General features: G+C 59.7%; 18 protein-coding genes and 1 tRNA gene. 12 read left to right on the forward strand and 7 right to left on the reverse strand.

Features of this window, described 5'->3' with window-relative positions; translation table 11 throughout:
* Positions 1-21 precede the first annotated feature (21 nt).
* Positions 22-1494, forward strand: coding sequence for a 4-hydroxy-3-polyprenylbenzoate decarboxylase (gene ubiD, locus ACQAYK_RS04395; protein WP_215872460.1), 1473 nt, complete (start codon positions 22-24; stop codon positions 1492-1494).
* A 16-nt stretch (positions 1495-1510) separates the two neighbouring features.
* Here the strand turns inward: ubiD and ACQAYK_RS04400 are convergent.
* A tRNA-Gly gene (locus ACQAYK_RS04400) sits at positions 1511-1584 on the reverse strand.
* Between the two features lie 107 nt (positions 1585-1691).
* Between ACQAYK_RS04400 and ACQAYK_RS04405 the strand changes: the two genes are divergently transcribed.
* The 9 genes from ACQAYK_RS04405 to ACQAYK_RS04445 all read left to right on the forward strand — a co-directional run bounded on the left by ACQAYK_RS04405 (position 1692) and on the right by ACQAYK_RS04445 (position 10026).
* Complete coding sequence (locus ACQAYK_RS04405; protein ID WP_215872020.1) at positions 1692-1994, forward strand: ArsR/SmtB family transcription factor; 303 nt, start codon at positions 1692-1694, stop codon at positions 1992-1994.
* A gap of 80 nt (positions 1995-2074) precedes the next feature.
* Positions 2075-3505, forward strand: a complete 1431-nt coding sequence (locus tag ACQAYK_RS04410; RefSeq protein ID WP_215872019.1) for a TolC family protein — start codon at positions 2075-2077, stop codon at positions 3503-3505.
* Positions 3502-4575, forward strand: coding sequence for an efflux RND transporter periplasmic adaptor subunit (locus tag ACQAYK_RS04415; protein WP_215872018.1), 1074 nt, complete (start codon positions 3502-3504; stop codon positions 4573-4575). The genes ACQAYK_RS04410 and ACQAYK_RS04415 overlap by 4 nt, the downstream gene beginning before the upstream one ends.
* Entirely contained in the window at positions 4568-7852 is a 3285-nt protein-coding gene (locus tag ACQAYK_RS04420; protein ID WP_215872017.1) for an efflux RND transporter permease subunit, read from the forward strand. The genes ACQAYK_RS04415 and ACQAYK_RS04420 overlap by 8 nt, the downstream gene beginning before the upstream one ends.
* A 1-nt stretch (position 7853) precedes the next feature.
* Positions 7854-8075 (forward strand): YgaP family membrane protein, encoded by a 222-nt coding sequence (locus tag ACQAYK_RS04425; RefSeq protein ID WP_215872016.1) that lies wholly within the window; start codon positions 7854-7856, stop codon positions 8073-8075.
* A gap of 3 nt (positions 8076-8078) precedes the next feature.
* Positions 8079-8498: a rhodanese-like domain-containing protein gene (locus ACQAYK_RS04430; RefSeq protein ID WP_215872015.1), complete on the forward strand. Its 420-nt coding sequence runs from the start codon at positions 8079-8081 to the stop codon at positions 8496-8498.
* Positions 8465-8755, forward strand: coding sequence for a glutaredoxin 3 (grxC, locus tag ACQAYK_RS04435; protein WP_303652385.1), 291 nt, complete (start codon positions 8465-8467; stop codon positions 8753-8755). The genes ACQAYK_RS04430 and grxC overlap by 34 nt, the downstream gene beginning before the upstream one ends.
* A 14-nt stretch (positions 8756-8769) precedes the next feature.
* Complete coding sequence (gene trxC / locus ACQAYK_RS04440; protein ID WP_215872014.1) at positions 8770-9195, forward strand: thioredoxin TrxC; 426 nt, start codon at positions 8770-8772, stop codon at positions 9193-9195.
* Positions 9196-9216: 21 nt separating this feature from the next.
* Positions 9217-10026: a carbon-nitrogen hydrolase family protein gene (locus ACQAYK_RS04445; protein ID WP_215872013.1), complete on the forward strand. Its 810-nt coding sequence runs from the start codon at positions 9217-9219 to the stop codon at positions 10024-10026.
* 7 nt (positions 10027-10033) lie between these two features.
* On the opposite strand, the gene ACQAYK_RS04450 is transcribed toward ACQAYK_RS04445, so the two are convergent.
* Complete coding sequence (locus ACQAYK_RS04450; RefSeq protein WP_215872012.1) at positions 10034-10522, reverse strand: DsrE family protein; 489 nt, start codon at positions 10520-10522, stop codon at positions 10034-10036.
* 92 nt (positions 10523-10614) lie between these two features.
* On the opposite strand from ACQAYK_RS04450, the gene ACQAYK_RS04455 reads away from it, so the two are divergent.
* Both ACQAYK_RS04455 and ACQAYK_RS04460 read left to right on the forward strand, forming a co-directional pair.
* Positions 10615-12387 (forward strand): ABC transporter ATP-binding protein/permease, encoded by a 1773-nt coding sequence (locus tag ACQAYK_RS04455; RefSeq protein WP_215872011.1) that lies wholly within the window; start codon positions 10615-10617, stop codon positions 12385-12387.
* 28 nt (positions 12388-12415) lie between these two features.
* On the forward strand, positions 12416-12982 hold the full coding sequence (locus tag ACQAYK_RS04460) for a thioredoxin family protein (RefSeq protein ID WP_215872010.1): 567 nt from the start codon (positions 12416-12418) through the stop codon (positions 12980-12982).
* A 3-nt stretch (positions 12983-12985) separates the two neighbouring features.
* On the opposite strand, the gene ACQAYK_RS04465 is transcribed toward ACQAYK_RS04460, so the two are convergent.
* The 5 genes from ACQAYK_RS04465 to murJ form a co-directional block, all read right to left on the reverse strand.
* On the reverse strand, positions 12986-13189 hold the full coding sequence (locus tag ACQAYK_RS04465) for a hypothetical protein (protein WP_215872009.1): 204 nt from the start codon (positions 13187-13189) through the stop codon (positions 12986-12988).
* 138 nt (positions 13190-13327) lie between these two features.
* Complete coding sequence (lspA, locus tag ACQAYK_RS04470) at positions 13328-13786, reverse strand: signal peptidase II (RefSeq protein ID WP_215872008.1); 459 nt, start codon at positions 13784-13786, stop codon at positions 13328-13330.
* Positions 13786-16593 (reverse strand): isoleucine--tRNA ligase, encoded by a 2808-nt coding sequence (ileS, locus tag ACQAYK_RS04475; RefSeq protein WP_215872007.1) that lies wholly within the window; start codon positions 16591-16593, stop codon positions 13786-13788. The genes lspA and ileS overlap by 1 nt, the downstream gene beginning before the upstream one ends.
* Positions 16572-17528, reverse strand: coding sequence for a bifunctional riboflavin kinase/FAD synthetase (locus ACQAYK_RS04480; RefSeq protein ID WP_215872006.1), 957 nt, complete (start codon positions 17526-17528; stop codon positions 16572-16574). Before ACQAYK_RS04480 ends, ileS begins: the two co-directional genes overlap by 22 nt.
* A gap of 55 nt (positions 17529-17583) precedes the next feature.
* Complete coding sequence (gene murJ / locus ACQAYK_RS04485; protein ID WP_215872005.1) at positions 17584-19110, reverse strand: murein biosynthesis integral membrane protein MurJ; 1527 nt, start codon at positions 19108-19110, stop codon at positions 17584-17586.
* Between the last annotated feature and the right edge of the window lie 29 nt (positions 19111-19139).

Here is a 19139-nt window from a genome sequence, read left to right on the forward strand (position 1 = left end):
CTCATGGGCTAGCATTGGCCAATGAGCTATATTGACCTGCGTGCCTTCATAAACGACCTGGAATCTCGCGGGGAATTACGCCGCATCCGCGAGCCGGTCTCCCCCCGGCTGGAAATGACAGAAATCTGCGATCGCAGCCTGCGTGCTGGTGGTCCGGCCGTTCTCTTTGAGAGCCCTGCTGGGTATGAGATTCCGGTGCTCGGCAATCTCTTTGGCACCACTCGGCGCGTGGCTCTGGGAATGGGCGGAGAGTCTCTTGAGGATTTGCGGGAGATCGGCCGCCTGCTCGCCTACTTGAAAGAGCCCGATCCGCCCAAGGGGATCCGCGACCTGTGGAACAAGCTCCCCACCTTGCGGAAAGTCCTGCACATGGCGCCGACGACCCTGTCGCGCCCGCCGTGCCAAGAGGTAGTCCTGCAGGGAGACGAGATCGATCTGGAAAAATGGCCGGTGCAGACCTGCTGGCCGGGCGATGTCGGGCCACTTCTCACCTGGGGCCTGACGATTACCAAAGGACCGCTCAAAAAGCGGGCCAACATGGGCATCTACCGCCAGCAGCGGATCGGCCGCAACCGCGTCATCATGCGCTGGCTGGCGCATCGCGGCGGAGCGCAGGATCTGCGCGAATTTCAGCGGCAGAATCCAGGTCGGCCTTTTCCGGTAGCCGTCGCCTTCGGCGCCGATCCCGCGACCATCCTTGCGGCGGTCATCCCCATCCCCGATACGATATCCGAGCACCAGTTTGCCGGACTATTGCGCGGCGGTCGTACTGAGCTGGCCAACGCTCTAAGCGTACCCCTGCAGGTCCCGGCGCGCGCGGAATTGATTCTGGAGGGACACATCTACCCGGAGGATTTCGCTGTGGAGGGTCCGTTTGGGGACCACACGGGCTATTACAACGAGACCGAGAAATTCCCGGTGCTGACCGTGGAGCGTCTGACGCATCGGGAAAATCCCATCTACCACAGCACCTACACCGGACGGCCCCCGGACGAACCGGCAATTCTGGGAGTTGCCCTCAACGAAGTCTTTGTCCCGCTCCTGCAAAAGCAGTATCCGGAGATTCTCGATTTTTATCTGCCGCCAGAAGGTTGTTCGTACCGGATGGCAGTGGTGCGGATTCGCAAAGGCTACCCCGGTCATGCCAAGCGAGTGATGTTCGGGGTATGGGGGTTTCTGCGGCAGTTCATGTACACCAAGTTCATCATTGTGGTGGACGAGGATGTGGATGCCCGCAGCTGGCCCGATGTGATCTGGGCCATGACCACGCGCATGGACCCGGTGCGTGACACCCTGCTGGTGGAAAATACTCCAATCGATTATCTTGATTTTGCCTCGCCGGTGGCGGGTCTAGGGGGAAAGGTCGGCTTTGATGCCACCAACAAGCTTCCCGGCGAAACGACGCGGGAATGGGGCGCGCCGATCCGGATGACGGATACCGTCAAGCAACGGGTCGATGAGATTCTGGGACGCCTGGATAAGCCCCTGTATTGATGAGGGGAGCAAGAGATGGAGCGGGTGATGGGAATCGAACCCACGTCATGAGCTTGGGAAGCTCAGGTTCTACCATTGAACTACACCCGCGAATGCTCCATTCTATAGAAGATAACCGAGAAAAGGCAAGGTGATCGGTTGTGGTTCAGAATGTAACGACCGAGGCCTGGTAAACGCTGACGATTAGAGGATCAAGAATGGAAGAACTACCCACCCGCGAAGAAGATATCGAGCAGGCATCACGTTCGCTCAAGGCTATGGCCCATCCCTTGCGCCTCAAGGTGCTTTGCGTTCTGGGCTCGGAGGAGATGAGTGTGCAGGATATCGTGGCTGCCGTGGGCACTACGCAAAGCAATATCTCTCAGCACCTGGCGATCCTGCGTGAAAAGGACATCCTCAAGGCGCGCAAGGATGCCAATAAGGTGTATTACCGGGTTGGCGATCCGCGCACCCTGCGCCTGATCTCGATGATGAGTGAGGTGTTCTGTAGCATCCACTAGTGCCGACGCTTTTCATTCGAAGAATATCATAATATACTAATCTTTTTAGCGCTTGTGCCTCTTTTGGCAGAGGTCAACAGATGAAGAAAGATTATTGCTGCAGGAATCGCCGACGTTCCTGGGCTGCCATCATCGCCGCCTTGCTGGCGTCTGTCGCTGCTCCGGCAGTCTATGCCCTTGATTTTACGCAGTGCGTGCAAGACGCACAGAAGCGTAACCCCGACGCTCTTCTGGCCGAAGCCCAGGCGGCCGAGGCCAAGGGAGCGCTGAGCTCCGCCAATGGTAACCTGCTGCCGAAACTCACAGCGAGTTTTTCCGGGGCGCAGTCGAACAACGCCCTGACCGTTTTTGGCATGAAGCTCTCGCAGCGCGTCGCTACCTTCAACGACTTTGGCGCCAGCCAGTTCAATCCTTCCGACCCGCAGTCTCTCTATACTGCGCCCAACAATCTCGATCACCCGGGTGGCTATCACAATCTCGGCACCGAGCTCTCCCTCGCCATCCCGATCTGGAATGGTGGCGCGGTGCGCAGTGGTATCAGCGAAGCGGAGGCGATGTTGCATGCGGCGCAGGCGGGAGACCAATTTGCCCAGCAGAAGCTCACCTTCACCGTGCTGCAGGCCTATGATGGACTGATTGCTGCCAAGGCAGGTCAGGAAGTCGCAGAAAAGGCACTGCGTGCTGCCGACAACTATGTCAAGACCACACAGCAGTTGCTGGACCAGGGTGTCGTAGTGAAAAGTGATCTATTGTCGGCGCAAGTGCACCAGGAAGAGGCGGTGTTGGCAGTGCAGCAGGCCAAGGACCAGGTCGCCAATGCACGTGCCAATTTGGCGTTGCTGATCGGTCAGCCGATCTCGACTCCGATCCAGGTGGATGCCCCGGTGTTGCCACCACAGCCCGCCGGTGACACCTTCGCCCTGGAGCAAGAGGCTATTGCCAACAATCCCGGTATTCGTGCCCTGCAGGAAAAAGTCCGGGCCGCGCAAGCAGGTATCGGTGTTGCCCGCGCCGCCTATCTCCCCCATGTCAATGCTATGGCCAAGCAGGAGTGGAACGGTACGACCCTGGGCAATGCTGTGCCCTCCTATACCGTAGGTGGACAGGTTTCTTGGAATCTGCTGGATTTTTCGCGCTCCGGGCAGATGGACTCCGCCCAGGCCAAGGTGCAAGTGGCACTGGCCAATCTGCAAAAGGCCCAGGACGATACCCGGCTGCAGTTACAGAAGTCCCTCCTGGCTACAAAGCTCGCGTCGCAGCGCGTCAAGGCTCGGGAGTTGGCGGTGCGCCAGAGTGAGGAGGCGCAACGTCTGGTGCGCTTGCGCTACCAAAACGGCGTTGAAACCTTGACCGGCCTGTTGCGTGGACAGGCTTCCCTCGATCAGTCGCGCGCGGAGCTGGTCCAGGCGCGCTATGCAGAGGCCGTGGAACGCGGTGCACTCCTGCTCGCCTTGGGCAAAATGGACATACAGACGATGACCGGTGCCGCAATGACGGGAGAAAGCAAGTGAAGAAACAGTTTTTGACGGTCGCAATCATCTTGAGTTTGGGCTTGGCCGGTTGTGGACAGAAGCCGCCCCATGTCGGTGCTGTTGGCGAATCGGTGCAGGCGCAGACCCTGACCCTTGCCGCCGGCAAGGGGCTTGGTTATGAGACCGTGCCGGGCACGGTCATGGCCAGTCAGCAGATACAGTTGGGTTCCCGTTTGAGCGGCTATCTACGTGGTCTGCAGGTACATGTGGGTGAATCCGTACGTGCGGGCCAGTTGCTCTTTCAGGTGGATCCAGCAGATGTCGATAGTCAAGTGGCGCAGGCGCAGGCAAGCCTCGCCCAGGCCGAGGCCAATTTTGCGGATGCGCAGTCGAACTATGATCGCTTCAAGAAGCTCTACGAGGCTCAGGCCATCCCGCAAAAGCAGTGGGATCAGGTACAGAGCCAGTATCAGATGGCCAAAGCGCAGGTTGCTGCGGCGCGCGCCGGCACTGGCAGTGCTGCTGCCCAGTTGCGCTACGCTCGGGTGACGGCGCCCTTTGCCGGGGTGATCACGCAGAAGTATCTGCAAAATGGTGATCTGGTTGCCCCCGGTCATCCGGTTCTGGCCCTGGCCAATCCGCAGCAGCTCGAAGTCGATTGCAGTGTCGGCACTGCCGCCTTCGCCACTCTCCACGTTGGACAAGCACTTGTCGTCGACAATGACGGCAAGGCGCTCACGGCGACGGTGCGCGACCTGGTACCCGTGGCCGATCCGGTGACCCACAGCCATCTGGTAAAACTGAGCCTGCCTGCGGGCAGCGACATCCAGGCCGGGGCTTTTGTGCAGGTACAGATTCCCCAGGTCGGTGAGACAACGACACTGCGTATTCCGCAGGGTGCGTTGCTCAACCGGGCGGGTATCCCCGGCGTCTTCGTCGTCAATTCCCAGGGCGTGGCAGAGTATCGCATGGTGCGTCCGGGGCAAAAGATTGGTGATCAGGTGCAAATCCTGGCGGGCTTGAGCGCTGGCGAGCGAATCGTCGTCAGCAACATCGAAGCCGTCGACAACGGCGACCGGATCGAGAGTACCGGGGCTGCGCATGGCTGAGAATGTAGCAAAGATGAATCTGGCCGGTCGTCTGGCCAGCGGCTTTTATCGCTCCAAGATCACGGTATTGATCATGCTCGCCATTGCCCTCTTTGGAGCGATGGCGGTGCTCGTGACTCCGCGCCTGTACAACCCGGAAATCGTGGTGCCGGCAGCGGAGATCTTCGTCATGCGCCCGGGCTCCAACAGTGAGGAAGTGCATAATCTCGTGGTGCGCCCGCTGGAGGCGCTGATGGCCTCTCTGCCCGGCGTGCATCACACGTACGGCTATGCAGTGAATGATATGGGCATCGTCACCGTGCAGTTTCAGGTGGGTGCCAATGAGGAAAAGAGTCTCCTTGAGGTTTATAACCAGCTCAGCCGCAACATCGACCGCATGCCGCCGGGGACCATGCAGCCGCTGGTCAAGTCCATCGGCATCAACGATGTCCCCATCCTCGATGTCACCTTGAGTTCCTCCCATTTGAATCAGGTACAACTGCGTGCGGTGGCCATGCGCGTCATGAATCAGTTGCAGAATGTGCCTGACGTAGCCAACGCCGAGCTGATTGGTGGTGCCCAAGAGGCGGTGAATATCTGGATCGATCCGCAAAAGCTGGCCAGCAGCGGGGTAAGCCTGGCGCAACTGAAGCAGGCGTTGCAGGGCAGTAACTTGGTGATGCCTGCAGGGCATCTGGTTGCCGATAATCAGCGCATTCCCCTGCGCGTCAATGCGGCGCTTGGTTCGGGCTCGGCGGTGGGTGATGTGATCATCGGCTCCCATGACAACCGGCCGATCTATCTGCATGACGTGGCGCGGGTGGAAGAAGGGGCGGCGGAAACGAATACCTTGGTGACCGACAACACTGGTCCGGCCAACGGTCTCGGACTGCCCGCCGGTACCAGCATGCCTGCAGTCACCATTACTCTGGCCAAACGACCGGGAACCAATGCCGTGGTCGTTGCCGATGCCCTCAAGGCTAAATTACAACGCCTGGAGACAGAAGCCATTCCCCAGGGCGTGCATGTATCCGTCACTCGCGATTACGGCGCGCGCGCCGACGATGCGGTGAGCACGCTCTTTGAACATCTGAGTATCGCAGTGGGCGTGGTCGCCGTCATTCTGCTGATCTTTTTGGGTTGGCGCGAGGCCGCTATCGTCATCCTTACCGTGCCCCTTACCCTGGGAGTGGTTCTCGGGATTGGCTGGATCCTTGGGCAGACCATCAACCGTATTACCTTGTTCGCTCTGATTCTGTCCCTGGGTCTCTTGGTCGATGGTGGCATCGTCGTCATCGAAAATATCCATCGCCACCTCAGTCATGGCGGGGAAAGGCGCAGCTTTGCCGATAAGGTGGTGATGGCCACCAACGAGATCGGCAATCCCACCAATATTGCTACCCTGGCGGTGATCCTCGCCTTCGTGCCGATGGCCTTCGTTACCGGCATGATGGGACCGTTCATGCTGCCCATCCCGATCTTTGTTCCCATTGCCATGATCGCGTCGGTGTTGCTCGCCTACACCGTGGTTCCCTGGGGTGCCTACCGCTTCCTGCGCGGCAAGGCCGAGCGTCATGCTGCGGCGCAGCAGCATGACGATGGGCACGCCCAGCGCGATGCCCTGCAGCGCGCGTATCTGCGGGTCTTCACGCCCTTGTTGCGTTCTGCTGGGCGGCGCAATCTCTTTTTTTTAGTAGTCATCGTACTGCTGCTCCTGGTGATGTTGATGCCGGCGTGGCAGTTTGTCCGGCCCTCGGGCATGAATGGTCCGCTGAGTGCCCTGGGGGTCAACGTCAAGATGTTACCGGCGGGCAATGTCAGTGACTTCATGATCCAGGTCGATACCCCGGCGGGGACGGCGCTCGCCCAAACCGGGCGGGTGGTGCAGGCGGTGGGGCAGGTACTGGCGCAGAATCCGTACGTCGAAAATTTCCAGAATTATGTCGGGCGCTCCGCGCCGGTGGACTTTGCCGGGCTGGTGCGTGGCGACATGATGCGCAAAGGCAGTAACTATGCGCAGATCCAGGTCAATTTGGTGCCGCGCAGCGAACGCCCGATGTCGCATGCGGTCAGTGTGGATATCTACAAAAAGATTGCGCCGCTGGAGCAGCGCTTTCCGGGTACGGTGATCAAGCTCTTCGAGGTGCCGCCAGGGCCTCCCGTACGTGCCCAGGTGGTGGCGGAGCTTTATGGTCCCGACTATGACAAGCTGCGGCAGCTGGCGGGGCAGGTCGAAGAGCGTTTCCGCAAGGTCTACGACATGATCAATGTCGACGACTCAGTCACCGGTACAGTTCCCGAATATCGCATCCATGTCCTGACGGAAAAGGCGATGCTGGCCGGGGTCGCGCCGGCGCAGGTGGCGGAATTGGTACACGATTACATCGCCGGGACCAAGATCGGCACCATCGCTGTCCCCAGCGCGCGCGAACCTGTGGATATCATTCTCCGAGTACCCCCCGCTGATCGTGCCTGGGAGTCGCAGATATTGAGCCTGCGCATCCGCAATGAGGCAGGAAAACAGGTGCCGCTGGCGAGCATCGTTACCATCGAGAAAACTACCCAAGCCAAGCCGATTGTCGATCGTGATCAGCACGAGGTGGTCTACGTGACCGGAGATTTGCTGGGTTCCAGTCCGGTCTATGCTACCTACACGCTCAACAACATGCTCGATGGCAAAACTTTGGACGGCGTGCACCTGCATACGGGTAACTTGGGTTTCATGCCGGCGCAGCCGAATGATATCACTCACTACCAGATCCTTTGGGGCGGTGATATGCGGCTCACTCTGGACGTCTTTCGCGATCTGGGGGCGGCATTCATCATTGCCCTGGTGTTCATTTACCTGATGTTGGTGGCGTACTACCAGTCCTTCATCATGCCGATCATTGTTATGGGCGCGATTCCCCTAACCCTGATCGGTGTCTTCCCCGGTCATTGGCTGCTGAATACGCCGTTCAACGCCACCTCGATGATTGGCGTCATTGCCCTGGCGGGGGTGGTGGTGCGTAACTCTCTGTTGCTGATCGATTTCATCATCGAGTATCGGCGCGAGGGATACCCCTTGGACGAAGCGGTGATCGAGGCAGGTGCCGTGCGGTTTCGCCCGATTCTGCTGACGGCGCTGGCCATCATGTTCGGCTCGGCGATCATGGTCAGCGATCCGGTATTTGGCGGTCTGGCAGTGTCCTTGATTTTTGGTACATTCGCCTCCACCATGTTGACACTGATCGTGATCCCGCTGCTTTACTTCCTGTGGGAACGACATTTGGAGCGCAAAACGCCGGAGGTTTCCTGAAATGACGACAGAAAATTGGGTTCGGGTGGTAGCGGGTACCTTTGTATTCGTGAGTGTTGCCCTGGGCGCACCGAGCAGTCCGATCTTTGTGAGTGAGTGGTTTTTGGTATTCACCCTTTTTGTTGGGTTCAACCTTTTCCAGAGTGGCATCTCGGGCTTCTGTCCGCTGGTGAATATCCTGCATAAAATGGGAGTCAGCGATGCCCCTAGCTGTGGGAGATAAGCAGTGAACATCGGCGCCGAGCTGTCTACCCATTGGCCCCTGCTCTTGCTGGCCCTTGGTTTTCTCGTACTGATTTTCAAGGGGCCACTCAGCCGCAAACTGGCGGGTGTCGAAGAGATCACCCCGGAGCGTGCCGTGCAGCTCATCAATCAGCATGATGCCCTGGTGATCGATGTGCGTGAGCAGAATGAATGGTCGCGTGGCCATCTCCCTGCGGCCAAGCACATCCCGGTCGGAGAATTGAACAAGTATCTCAAAGATCTGGAAAAGCATCAGGAGCACCACGTGATTTGCCAATGCGCCAGCGGCATGCGCTCGGCACGGGCGGCGTCGATTTTGCACAAGGCGGGTTTTCAGAAGGTGTATAGTCTCAAGGGTGGGATTCAGGCATGGCGGAGCGCCGGCCTGCCGGTGGACAAGTAATGGCGGAAGTCATTGTCTATGCGACCCATGCCTGCGGGTACTGTCGGCGCGCTCTGGCCTTGCTGCAACAGAAACAGGTCGCGGCGCAGATCATCTGGGTGGACCAAGAGCCGCATCGTCGTGCAGAAATGATCCAACGTGCCGCCGGTCGGCGTACCGTGCCACAAATCTTCATCGCCCAGCGCCACATCGGTGGCTGCGACGACCTGCTGGCCCTCGATCGGCGCGGAGAACTGGATCCCCTGCTGCGAAACTGAAAGGGAGGTTTCCGATGCACATCGTTTGTCCTCACTGTGGCGCCGTCAATGCAGTCCTTCAGGAGCGTTTGGGGCAGCATCCCAAATGCGGCAAGTGCCACCAGCCACTCTTTGCCGACCATCCGGTGGAGTTGCAGGGCGCTGCCTTTCAACGCTATATCGAGCGCAACGACCTGCCCGTACTGGTAGATTTTTGGGCGCCCTGGTGTGGGCCGTGTCGCATGATGGCGCCGGCCTTCGCCCAGGCTGCGCAGCAGATGCAGGGACGCTGCCTCTTTGCCAAGCTCAATACCGAAGCGGATGGACAGACCGGGGCGCGTTATCAGATTCGCTCCATCCCGACCATGGTACTGTTTCGCGGCGGGCGTGAGGTAGCACGACAAAGCGGCGCCATGGGCGCTGCCGACATTCAGCGCTGGCTCGCCGGACAGGGCCTCTGAACGGCTTTTTTGAGGGACGGGATGACAGATAACCAACTTTTATGTGCGGTCATCCAGACGGTATCCGGTGCTGATCTCGAGCAAAATCTCGCATCGGCAGCTGAATCGGTCAACGATGCCAGCGTCGCCGGTGCCAAGCTGGTTCTGCTGCCGGAAAATTTTGCCTTTATGGGTCTGCGCGATACCGATAAATTGGCCCTCATGGAGGAGCCCGGCAGCGGTCCCATCCAGGATTTTTTAGCAGAGCAGGCAAGGCGCCATGGGATCTGGCTGCTGGGCGGAAGTATCCCTCTGCGTGCCCCGGATGGTCGCTGCTTCGCCAGTCTGTTGGCGTACGACGAGCAAGGCACGCTACGGGCGCGCTACGACAAGATCCATCTCTTTGATGTGGATCTTGCGGGCGGCGAAAGTTATCGAGAATCTGCGACCATTGCGCCGGGCGCCAAGCCGGTGCTGGTCGAGAGTCCTTGGGGTGGAATCGGTTTGTCGATCTGTTATGACCTGCGTTTTCCCGAGCTCTATCGCCACTATGCTGGCGCATCCCTCCTGGTTGTGCCGAGCGCCTTCACCGTGCAGACCGGACGCGCCCACTGGGAGACCCTCTTGCGCGCCCGCGCCATCGAAAATCAGGCCTTCGTCCTGGCCGCCGATCAGGGCGGCAAGCATGCCAATGGCCGGGAAACCTGGGGCCACAGCATGATCATCGATCCCTGGGGCCAGGTACTGGCGGTTCAGGAAGGGGGCGCAGGGGTCGTTCTGGCGGAACTGGAGCTTGGCCAACTGGCGCAGATCCGAGCGCGCCTGCCGGTGTTGCAGCACCGGCGGCTCTAGTTGTCCATTACCAAGCGATATAGGCGTATCCCTTCTGCTGTAGCGTGATCAGCTCGACAGCACCGCTGAATACCGGAGTGGCTTCGGAAATCAGATCTTCGTTGCCGATCTTGATGGTTTTCATGGTTTGTTCACAGGCATCAAATACCACACCGTACATGTGCAGACTGGAAACCTGCTCCTGAATGAATTTACTGTAGTGCTGATGGTTCTTCTCGGCCTTGACCAGGAGCCAGATGCCGGGACCGAAACAGTCGATGACGATATCGACGTCATTGTTGAAATGCCCTAGCACCACCGCCGCGCTATGTAAGATATCCAGGATATAGGCGGGATCAGACTGATTGAGCTGATAGACCACCTTGTTTTTCGATGGTCCCATCATGCCCATTCCCATGCCCTGGCCCTGTGCCGCTACGGCCACTGCCGATGCCGCGCCTGCGGCGACCAGGCCGCCGAGAAAGCGGCGACGTGAATGGTTTTTGTCCTCGGCCATGCTATGCTCCTCGTCACTATGGATTGGCCCCCTCAGATTAGCAAAATCTGCGCCCGGGGCCGGTTTTTTGGGTAACCTGGCGGAGAGCGAGTATGCGGCAGTTCAATCGCGAGTTTTTTCGCGATCTATGGCAAATCAGCAAGCCCTATTGGACGAGTTCGGAGGATCGTTGGCTGGCACGCGGCGTCTTTGCCCTGATCATCGGCCTCAATCTTTTCATGGTGTTCATCTCGTATCGGATCACCCAGTGGTATGCGGTGTTCTGGAATGCGGTACAGCATTATCAGGCGAGCGCGGCCTGGCAGCAGATTTTCGTGTTTTTTGGCCTGGCCACGGCCTACATCATTGCCGCGGTTTCCCAGAGTTTCTTCACCGAGATGATCGTCATCCGCTGGCGGCGCTGGCTCACCCACTCCTATTTGGATGCCTGGCTGGCGCGACGTACCTACTACCATATGCAGGTGTTGGGCGATGGTACTGACAACCCGGACCAACGTATCAGTGAGGATCTGGCATCATTTACTAGCCAGACCCTCAACATCGTCATTGGTTTGTTCAGTTCGGTGGTGACCCTGGGGACCTTCATCTTCATGCTCTGGGAGCTGTCGGCAATGATCTGGATCCCCTTCCATGGGCAGACCTTTTCCATTCCTGGTTATCTGGTCTGGGCGGCGCTGATCTATTCGGTTTTCGGTACCATCATCACCGCCCTAATTGGTAGGCCTCTGATTCGCCTGAACTTCATGCAGGAGCGCTATCAAGCCGACTTCCGTTTCAGCATGATGCGCCTGCGGGAAAACAGTGAAAGCGTCGCCCTGTATGGCGGCGAGGAGCGGGAGGGAAAACACTTCCGCCAGCGCTTTGCTGAGGTCTACGCCAATTTCTGGCGGATCATCTGGCGGAGTATGCGCCTGAACTGGTGGACCTCGGCCTACGGCCAGATTGCCATCATTTTCCCGCTGGTCGTTTGCCTGCCTGCGTATTTCGTCAACAAGGAAATTGGCGTCGGCGGTCTGCAACAGATCATGGCCGCCTTCGCCCAGGTACAGGGGGCGCTGTCCTTTATCGTCAGCAGTTATACGACACTGGCCAATTGGCACGCGGTGGTCGATCGTTTGCGCTTTTTCCGGCAGTCCATGGGCGAGGTACATGAGATCCAGGACAAGCATTATCACATCGAGCGACGGGATACCCCGCGGCTGGAGGTTACCGATCTCAACGTGCGGCTGCCGGATGGGCGAAATCTGGTGAATGGACTCCAATTGCAGGTGGCACCTAGCGAACATCTGCTGATCATGGGGGCCTCCGGTAGCGGCAAAAGCACCCTGATTCGCGCCCTGGCCGGAATCTGGCCCTATGGGGATGGCGCGGTGGGGCTACCGGCTGGCGAGCGGCCTCTCTTTTTGCCGCAGCGTCCCTACCTGCCCATGGGCACGCTGCGCGATGTCCTGGTCTACCCTTATGGACTGGAGGACAGTAGTGACCGGGTGCTGACGGAGGCATTGCAACGGGTGGGTATGGGTAGCCTGATCGGTCAACTGGAGGAGACCCGGCTTTGGTCCCACACCCTCTCATTGGGCGAACAGCAACGCTTGGCCTTTGCCCGTATCCTGCTGCAAAGGCCGCGCTGGATTTTTCTCGACGAAGCAAGCTCCGCCCTCGACGAACGTGCCGAGGGGGAGCTGTATCGTTTGCTCGCTGATGTGCTTCCCGCCTCTGCTATCATCAGTGTCGGCCATCGCTCGAGCCTCTGGCGCTATCATTCGCGTTGCCTGCGCCTGTTGGGTGGTGGAGCGTGGCGCCTGGAGGACGGGGCTAGTGGGGACGAGGCGCAGCTGGCCTTCGGCCACCTTTCGCCCGCATGATTTGCTCAGTAACAAGGAGATACACACGATGGCTATGACGGGATTCGATTTACCCCTGGGGACTCCATTGCCGGATTTTACCTTGCCTTTTGGCGGTAAGGAGGGCGGCTGGTCAACGGCGCAAGCCGCGGGCAAGCCTCTGCTCGTATTGTTCATCTGCAATCACTGCCCCTATGTCATCCATATCGCCCAGAAGCTGGCGGAACTGGCGAAGGGATGGCAGCGCGCTGGCTTGGCAGTGGTGGCGATCAACAGCAATGATCCGGAGACCTATCCCGACGATGCGCCGGAAAAGATGCCCGCCGAGGCGGCCCGGGCAGGTTATGATTTTCCTTATCTCTTTGACGCCGATCAGTCGGTAGCCAAGGCATTTCATGCCGCCTGCACCCCGGATATCTTTTTGTTTGATGGGGTGGGAAAACTCTTTTATCACGGCCAATTCGATGCCGCACGGCCCAAGAACGACGAGCCCGTTACGGGTAAGGATCTCGACGCGGCAGTGCGCGCCGTTCTTGCCGGGGAGGATGCCCCAAGCAAGGTGCAGCCCTGCATGGGCTGCAGCATTAAGTGGCGGCCAGGTAATGAGCCGCAGTAGAGTTCAGTAGAGGATTTGCGCCAGGACGGCCCTGCGTAAGAAGGCGAAACCGCCGCCCTGCGACCGATGTCCGCGACGCAGACGCAGCAAACGCTTCTGTAGATCACGTTTGATGCGTTCGCGTTCCTGGGTGGCCATGAAGGAATGGTAGTTTGGGTAGTGTCGTACCCGCCGAAGTGCTGCCAGTAAATTCGCCCGATTGTCCATTGCTGTGTCCCTCTTGCAGTATGCAGAGGGTAAAGCAAGTATCAGGCCAAATTTATATTCTATTATTAATCAATAGGTCGCCTGCGTTTCCGGGTTAGCCCGTTGGTCATTTTGTCGTATTTGCACGACAAAAAGGCATCAGTGGCGCCGGAATGCATCCACAATGAGCATCAGCGCGCCAATGGTGATGGCACTATCGGCAATGTTGAAATAGGGCCAATACAGGTTTCCCCAGTGCACACCAATGAAGTCCACCACATAGCCCAGTCGGATGCGATCGATGAGATTGCCCAGGGCGCCGCCCAGGATCAGGGCAAGGGCGATGGCGGTCCAATGCGCGCCCGGTTTCAGGCGTCGCAATATGGCGACGAGCACCACGACAACGATCACGGCAATGACGATCAGCAGCCAACGTTGCCAGCCGCCGGCGCCAGCGAGGAAGCTGAAAGCGGCACCGGTATTGTGCACCAGGCGAAAGTTCAGGATGCCGGGAATGACGACGATGCCTTGCCCAATCCGCCAGATGTGACTGAGCCAGAGTTTCACCCCCTGATCGAGGAGAATGACGAAGACGCTCAACCAGAGATAGCGCAGCATCAGCAGTACTCCCGTGTTTCGCCACTACCCGCGACATTCTCCACGCAGCGACTACAGAGTTCCGGATGCTCGGGATGCTCGCCGATGTCGCTGCGGCGGTGCCAGCAGCGCGGGCATTTCGTGGCATCGTAAGCGGCTACCGTGATCTGCAGGCCCGGTAGGGTCTCTTCCGCGTCGGCGGCGAGATCGCGCAGTTGGAGATCGGAGCACAGCAGCAGGAAGCGCAGCTCTTTCGCCATCGGCCGTAGCAATGCCAGCCAGTCGGCGTTGGCGGAGAGGGCAACCTGCGCATCCAGGGCAGAGCCGATTTTTTTCTCCTGCCGCAACGGTTCGAGGGCGGCATTCACGGCCTCGCGCAGAGTGAGCAGGCGCTGCCAGCGGGCATCCAGATCCGCGTCCTGCCCTGCGCCAAAATCGGGATAGCAGGCAAAAAACACACTCTCGGCATTCTTCCAGGGCAGATGTCGCCAAATTTCCTCGGCGGTGAAGCTGAGAATGGGAGCCATCCAGACCAACAAGGCATTCAGCATCTGCGCCAGCACGGTCTGTGCCGAGCGCCGTGCCCGCGACTGGGTCTGGGTGGTATATAGACGATCCTTGAGCACATCCAGATAGAGACCGCCGAGATCGATGGAGCAAAAGTTGTGCATGGCCTGCACCACGCGGTGGAACTGGAACTGCTCGTAGGCGCTCCGGATTTCCTGCTGTACCTGAGCGCAGCGTCCCAGCATCCAGCGATCCATCTCCAGAAGTTCGGATGCCGGCAAGGCATCTGTACGCGGATCGAAATCGTGGGTATTGCCGAGGATGTAGCGGGCGGTATTGCGAATGCGCCGGTAGCTCTCGCCCAAGCGCTGCAGGATATTGTCGGAAATCGGAATTTCCCCCCGATAATCCTCGGATGCTACCCACAGGCGCAGGATGTCGGCACCATAGCGGTCGATGATTTCCTGCGGGGCGATGACATTGCCCACGGACTTGCTCATCTTGCGTCCTTCACCATCGACGGTGAAGCCATGGGTGAGCACCGCTAGGTAAGGTGCCCGCCCGCGGCTGGCGACGGATTCGAGCAAGGACGACTGGAACCAGCCGCGGTGCTGATCCGCACCTTCCAGATAGAGATCTGCGGGGCTGTGTAGTTCCGGGCGTCGTTCGAGGACAAAGGCGTGGGTGGAGCCGGAGTCGAACCAGACGTCGAGGATGTCGCTGACCTTGTGAAACTGTTCGTGGCCGCAGGAGGCACAATGATGCGGGGTATCGCCGAGAAAATCCTGGTCTGTACCGTTGAACCAGGCATCGACGCCACCGGCCTCCACGGCCGCGCCAATGCGCTGGAAGACCTCGGCGTCGCGCAGGGGCTCGCCACACTGGGCGCAGGCGTAGAGGGCCACCGGTACCCCCCAGGCGCGTTGGCGCGAGATACACCAGTCTGGCCGCTTACGTACCATGTCAGCAATGCGCTCTTCTCCCCAGGCGGGAATCCAGCGGGTCTCGGCGATCGCTTGCAGGGCCTGCTCGCGTAGGCCGTTGCGCTCCATGCCGATGAACCATTGCGGCGTGGCGCGAAAAAGCAGGGGCGTTTTGTGGCGCCAGCAATGCGGATAGCTGTGTTCGATCTTTTCCTGGTGTAGCAGACGTCCACGTTCGTGCAGAAGGGCCGGCACAGCGCGATTGGCCTCGGCCGTGGAGAGTCCGGCGAGGCCGTCGCCGAGATCGTCACGATAGCGACCGTTGCCCTGCAGCGGGCTATCGATGGGTAGGTGATAGTCCTCGGCGGCCAGATAATCGTCCACGCCATGGGCGGGGGCGGTGTGGACACAGCCAGTGCCGGCATCGAGGGTGACGTGCTTGCCGAGGATGACCGGCACGGTTCTGGGCTCGAAGGGATGCTGCAGACGCAGTCCCTCCAAGGCTTGGCCACGGGTTGTGGCGATGCGCCGGGCATCTGGGTGTCCATAGCGGGCCAGAGCAGCTTCCGCCAGCTCGGCGGCCAGCAGCAAGACGCGCGCGCCAGCCTGCAGGAGAACGTAGTCGTACTCGGGATGCACAGCGACCGCCTGATTTGCCGGCAAGGTCCAGGGGGTGGTGGTCCAGATGACGACTTCTGCTTCGCTGTCGAACAGTGAAATGCCCAAACGCTGACAGAGATCCGCACGGTCCTCCACGAGGAAGCCAACGTCGATGGAGGGATCGCTGCGATCGCGATATTCGACCTCGGCCTCTGCCAGGGCGCTGCCGCAATCGACGCACCAGTGCACGGGCTTGGCGCCGCGATAGACCTGCCCCTTGAGGGTAAGCTTGCCCAGTTCGCGCAGGATGTCGGCCTCGGCGGCATAATCCATGGTGCGATAGGGATGTTCCCAGTCCCCGAGGATACCCAAGCGGATGAAGTCGGCCTTCTGTCCTTCGATCTGCTCCGCCGCATAGGCACGACAGGCGTCACGGAAGGCCGCGGCGCTCAGCTTCTCACCGGGACGCCCGTGGGTCTTTTCCACCTGGATCTCGATGGGCAGGCCGTGGCAATCCCAGCCGGGTACGTAGGGAACCCGCATGCCTTCGACCAGCCGCGACTTGTTGATGATGTCCTTGAGTACCTTGTTGACGGCATGCCCAATATGGATCTTGCCGTTGGCATAGGGAGGGCCATCATGCAGGACAAAGCTCGGCGCGTCGGCGCGAGCCTGCAGCAGACGCTGATACAGGTCCAGCTCCTGCCAGCGGGCCAGCAGCTCTGGTTCCCGCTGGGGCAGTTTGCCCTGCATGGGAAAATCGGTTTTGGGAAGATTTAGCGTGCTTTTATAATCCATGGGCTTTCGATGTCATGGGTAGAAAAAAATTGCCGTACATTTTGTACGTCTTGCTGTATGGCGGCGATCAACGTATCGAGATTGGGGTATTTTTCTTCATCCCGCAACTTGTGCAGCAGTTCGACGCCAACCATTTTGCCGTAGAGGTTCGGGCTCTCGGCGTCGAGGCAATGGGCCTCTAATACGAGACTTTTTCCATTCACGGTGGGGCGCAGGCCAATGCTGATGGCAGCATTCCAGTGGCCAATGGGGCTGTAGAGCCGGCCGGCAAAAATGCCGCGCAAGGGAAGGGGGCGATGCGCTAGGGGTAAATTGGCCGTGGGGAAGCCCAGTTCGCGTCCCAGTTGATCGCCCCGCCGTACCCGACCACAGACGGTATAGGGGCGGCCAAGCCAGCGTGCCGCCTGCGCCAGGTCTCCCTGTTCGAGAAACTGGCGGATGCCAGTACTGCTGACGCGCTGCCCGTCCAGCAGATAGGGGGGCTGCTCGTGCACCCCAAAACCGTGTCGCCTGCCCATTTGCTGCAGCAGCGCAAAATCGCCACGGCGCTGGGCGCCGAAGCGGAAATCATGGCCAACGAAGAGCTCCCGCACCCGCAGACGCCGAACCACGATTTGCTCGACGAAGTCCTCTGCCGATAAGGCTGCCAGGGCAGTATCGAAGCGCGCGCAAACGACCTGGTCTGCCCCGTAGTGCCGGAGTGTTGCGGTCTTTTCGCGCAGGCTGCTCAGGCGGATGGGTGCCCTGTTGCCGAGAAACAGCTCCCGGGGGAGGGGTTCAAAGGTGAGTACGCTGCGCGGCAACCCGCACCTCGCCATACCGGCAAGGAGCCGTTGGTGCCCGAGGTGAACACCATCAAAGTTGCCAATGGTCAGCGCCTGTGCCGTTGCCATTGCCTGCCGGGGCAACGAATGGAGACGAAAGGGCTGGATCATGGTGGCAAAGAGGCATCCGGGCAAAAAACCGCTGTAGTGTACCCGAATACCCCGTTCAGCGTCGACGTAACTGGCGCAGTTCCGGCAGGCGCAGGGTCCAGAGGAGAAACAGGTAGAGCAGAGCCCCCCCGGCAATGAGCAGCACCAAGTGGCCAACCCGCGCCGCGGCGGACCACTGTAGCCAATCGCTCGTGGCACCGCGCAGCAGGAAAAGGCCGACGGCGAGAGCCATCGCGCTGCCACTGGTTTTTACCAGAAAGATGCGCCAACCGGGGGCAGGGCGATAGATCTCGTCGCGCCACAGGCGGCGTGCCAACAATAGGGCATTGACTAGGGCAGCGATGCTGGTCGCCAGCGACAGGCCGAGCTGGTGCAGGGGCCAGGCCAGGAGGAGGCTGATGAAAATATTGACGCCGACACTGATGATGCCAAAGCGCATGGGGGTCCTGGTATTCTGGCGGGCATAGAAGGCCGGGGCGAGGACGCGCGCGGCAATGATCGGCAGAATGCCGAGGCCATAGCCAAACAGGCTCAGATAGCTTTGTTCCATATCCTGGGCACTGTAAGCGCCATAACGAAAGAGGGTGATCAGCAGGGGTTGGCCGAGCACCAGCAGGCCAATGGTGGCGGGCAGGGCGATGAGCCAGGTCCAGCGCAAGGCCCAGTCCAGGGTGCGGGGAAACTCCGCCGTTTTGCTCTGGCGGCTGAGGGTGGGCAGCACCACGGTGCCCAGAGCTACCCCGAAGACGCCCAGGGGAAATTCCACCAGGCGATCGGAATAGTACAGATAGGACACAACGTTGGCGCCAACCAGAGACGCCAGTACCGTATTGATGAAGAGATTGATCTGCGCTGCGGAAGCACCCAGGGCCGCGGGTCCGAGCAGGCGCAGGGTGCGGCCTACGCCGGGATCGTTGCGGCGCAGACGGGGCCAGTGCAGGTGGCCGACCCGGTAGAGCGCGGGAATCTGAAACAGCAGTTGCGCAATCCCACCGAAGATCATGCCCCAGGCGACGGCAATCACTGGTTGAGCAAGGTGGGGGGCCCAGAAAAGGGCCGCCGCGATGATCCCCAGATTGAGAAATACCGGGGTGAAAGCGGGCACCTGAAAGTGTCCATAGGTGTTGAGGATGCCGCCGGAAAGCGCGACCAGAGACACCAATAACAAGTACGGGAAGGTGATGCGGGTGAGGAGGACGGTGAGCTCGAATTTGGCCGGATCAGCGGCAAAGCCGGGGGCAAGAAGGTAGACGAGAAGACCAGCACCCAGGACCCCTGCTACGGTAACGATCACCAGGGTCAGTAGCAGCCAGCCGCTGATGTCAGCGACGAAATCCCTGGTCTCTTGTACGCTGCGCTCCTGCACATACTCGCCCAGCACCGGCACGAAGGCCTGGGAGAATGCCCCTTCACCAAAGAGCCTGCGAAAGAGGTTGGGCAGGCGCTGGGCGACAAAGAAGGCATCGGCAGCCATCCCCGCGCCAAACAAATGGGCAAGGATCACGTCCCGAGCAAAACCGAGCAGTCGCGATAAAAAGGTATTGCTGGCTACCTTGGCGACATTGCGCAGGGATACGCTCATCTTTGGGAAATTGCCGCCAGGGTGTCCAC

The organism is Acidithiobacillus sp. AC3, assembly GCF_050261095.1.
Lineage (GTDB): Bacteria > Pseudomonadota > Gammaproteobacteria > Acidithiobacillales > Acidithiobacillaceae > Igneacidithiobacillus > Igneacidithiobacillus copahuensis.

Coding starts and splice junctions, on each gene's coding strand:
- ubiD (WP_215872460.1), top strand. CDS start 22: ATGAGCTATATTGACCTGCGTGCCTTCATAAACGACCTGGAATCTCGC.
- ACQAYK_RS04405 (WP_215872020.1), top strand. CDS start 1,692: ATGGAAGAACTACCCACCCGCGAAGAAGATATCGAGCAGGCATCACGT.
- ACQAYK_RS04410 (WP_215872019.1), top strand. CDS start 2,075: ATGAAGAAAGATTATTGCTGCAGGAATCGCCGACGTTCCTGGGCTGCC.
- ACQAYK_RS04420 (WP_215872017.1), top strand. CDS start 4,568: ATGGCTGAGAATGTAGCAAAGATGAATCTGGCCGGTCGTCTGGCCAGC.
- ACQAYK_RS04425 (WP_215872016.1), top strand. CDS start 7,854: ATGACGACAGAAAATTGGGTTCGGGTGGTAGCGGGTACCTTTGTATTC.
- grxC (WP_303652385.1), top strand. CDS start 8,465: ATGGCGGAGCGCCGGCCTGCCGGTGGACAAGTAATGGCGGAAGTCATT.
- trxC (WP_215872014.1), top strand. CDS start 8,770: ATGCACATCGTTTGTCCTCACTGTGGCGCCGTCAATGCAGTCCTTCAG.
- ACQAYK_RS04445 (WP_215872013.1), top strand. CDS start 9,217: ATGACAGATAACCAACTTTTATGTGCGGTCATCCAGACGGTATCCGGT.
- ACQAYK_RS04450 (WP_215872012.1), bottom strand. CDS start 10,522: ATGGCCGAGGACAAAAACCATTCACGTCGCCGCTTTCTCGGCGGCCTG.
- ACQAYK_RS04455 (WP_215872011.1), top strand. CDS start 10,615: ATGCGGCAGTTCAATCGCGAGTTTTTTCGCGATCTATGGCAAATCAGC.
- ACQAYK_RS04460 (WP_215872010.1), top strand. CDS start 12,416: ATGGCTATGACGGGATTCGATTTACCCCTGGGGACTCCATTGCCGGAT.
- ACQAYK_RS04465 (WP_215872009.1), bottom strand. CDS start 13,189: ATGGACAATCGGGCGAATTTACTGGCAGCACTTCGGCGGGTACGACAC.
- lspA (WP_215872008.1), bottom strand. CDS start 13,786: ATGCTGCGCTATCTCTGGTTGAGCGTCTTCGTCATTCTCCTCGATCAG.
- ileS (WP_215872007.1), bottom strand. CDS start 16,593: ATGGATTATAAAAGCACGCTAAATCTTCCCAAAACCGATTTTCCCATG.
- ACQAYK_RS04480 (WP_215872006.1), bottom strand. CDS start 17,528: ATGATCCAGCCCTTTCGTCTCCATTCGTTGCCCCGGCAGGCAATGGCA.
- murJ (WP_215872005.1), bottom strand. CDS start 19,110: ATGAGCGTATCCCTGCGCAATGTCGCCAAGGTAGCCAGCAATACCTTT.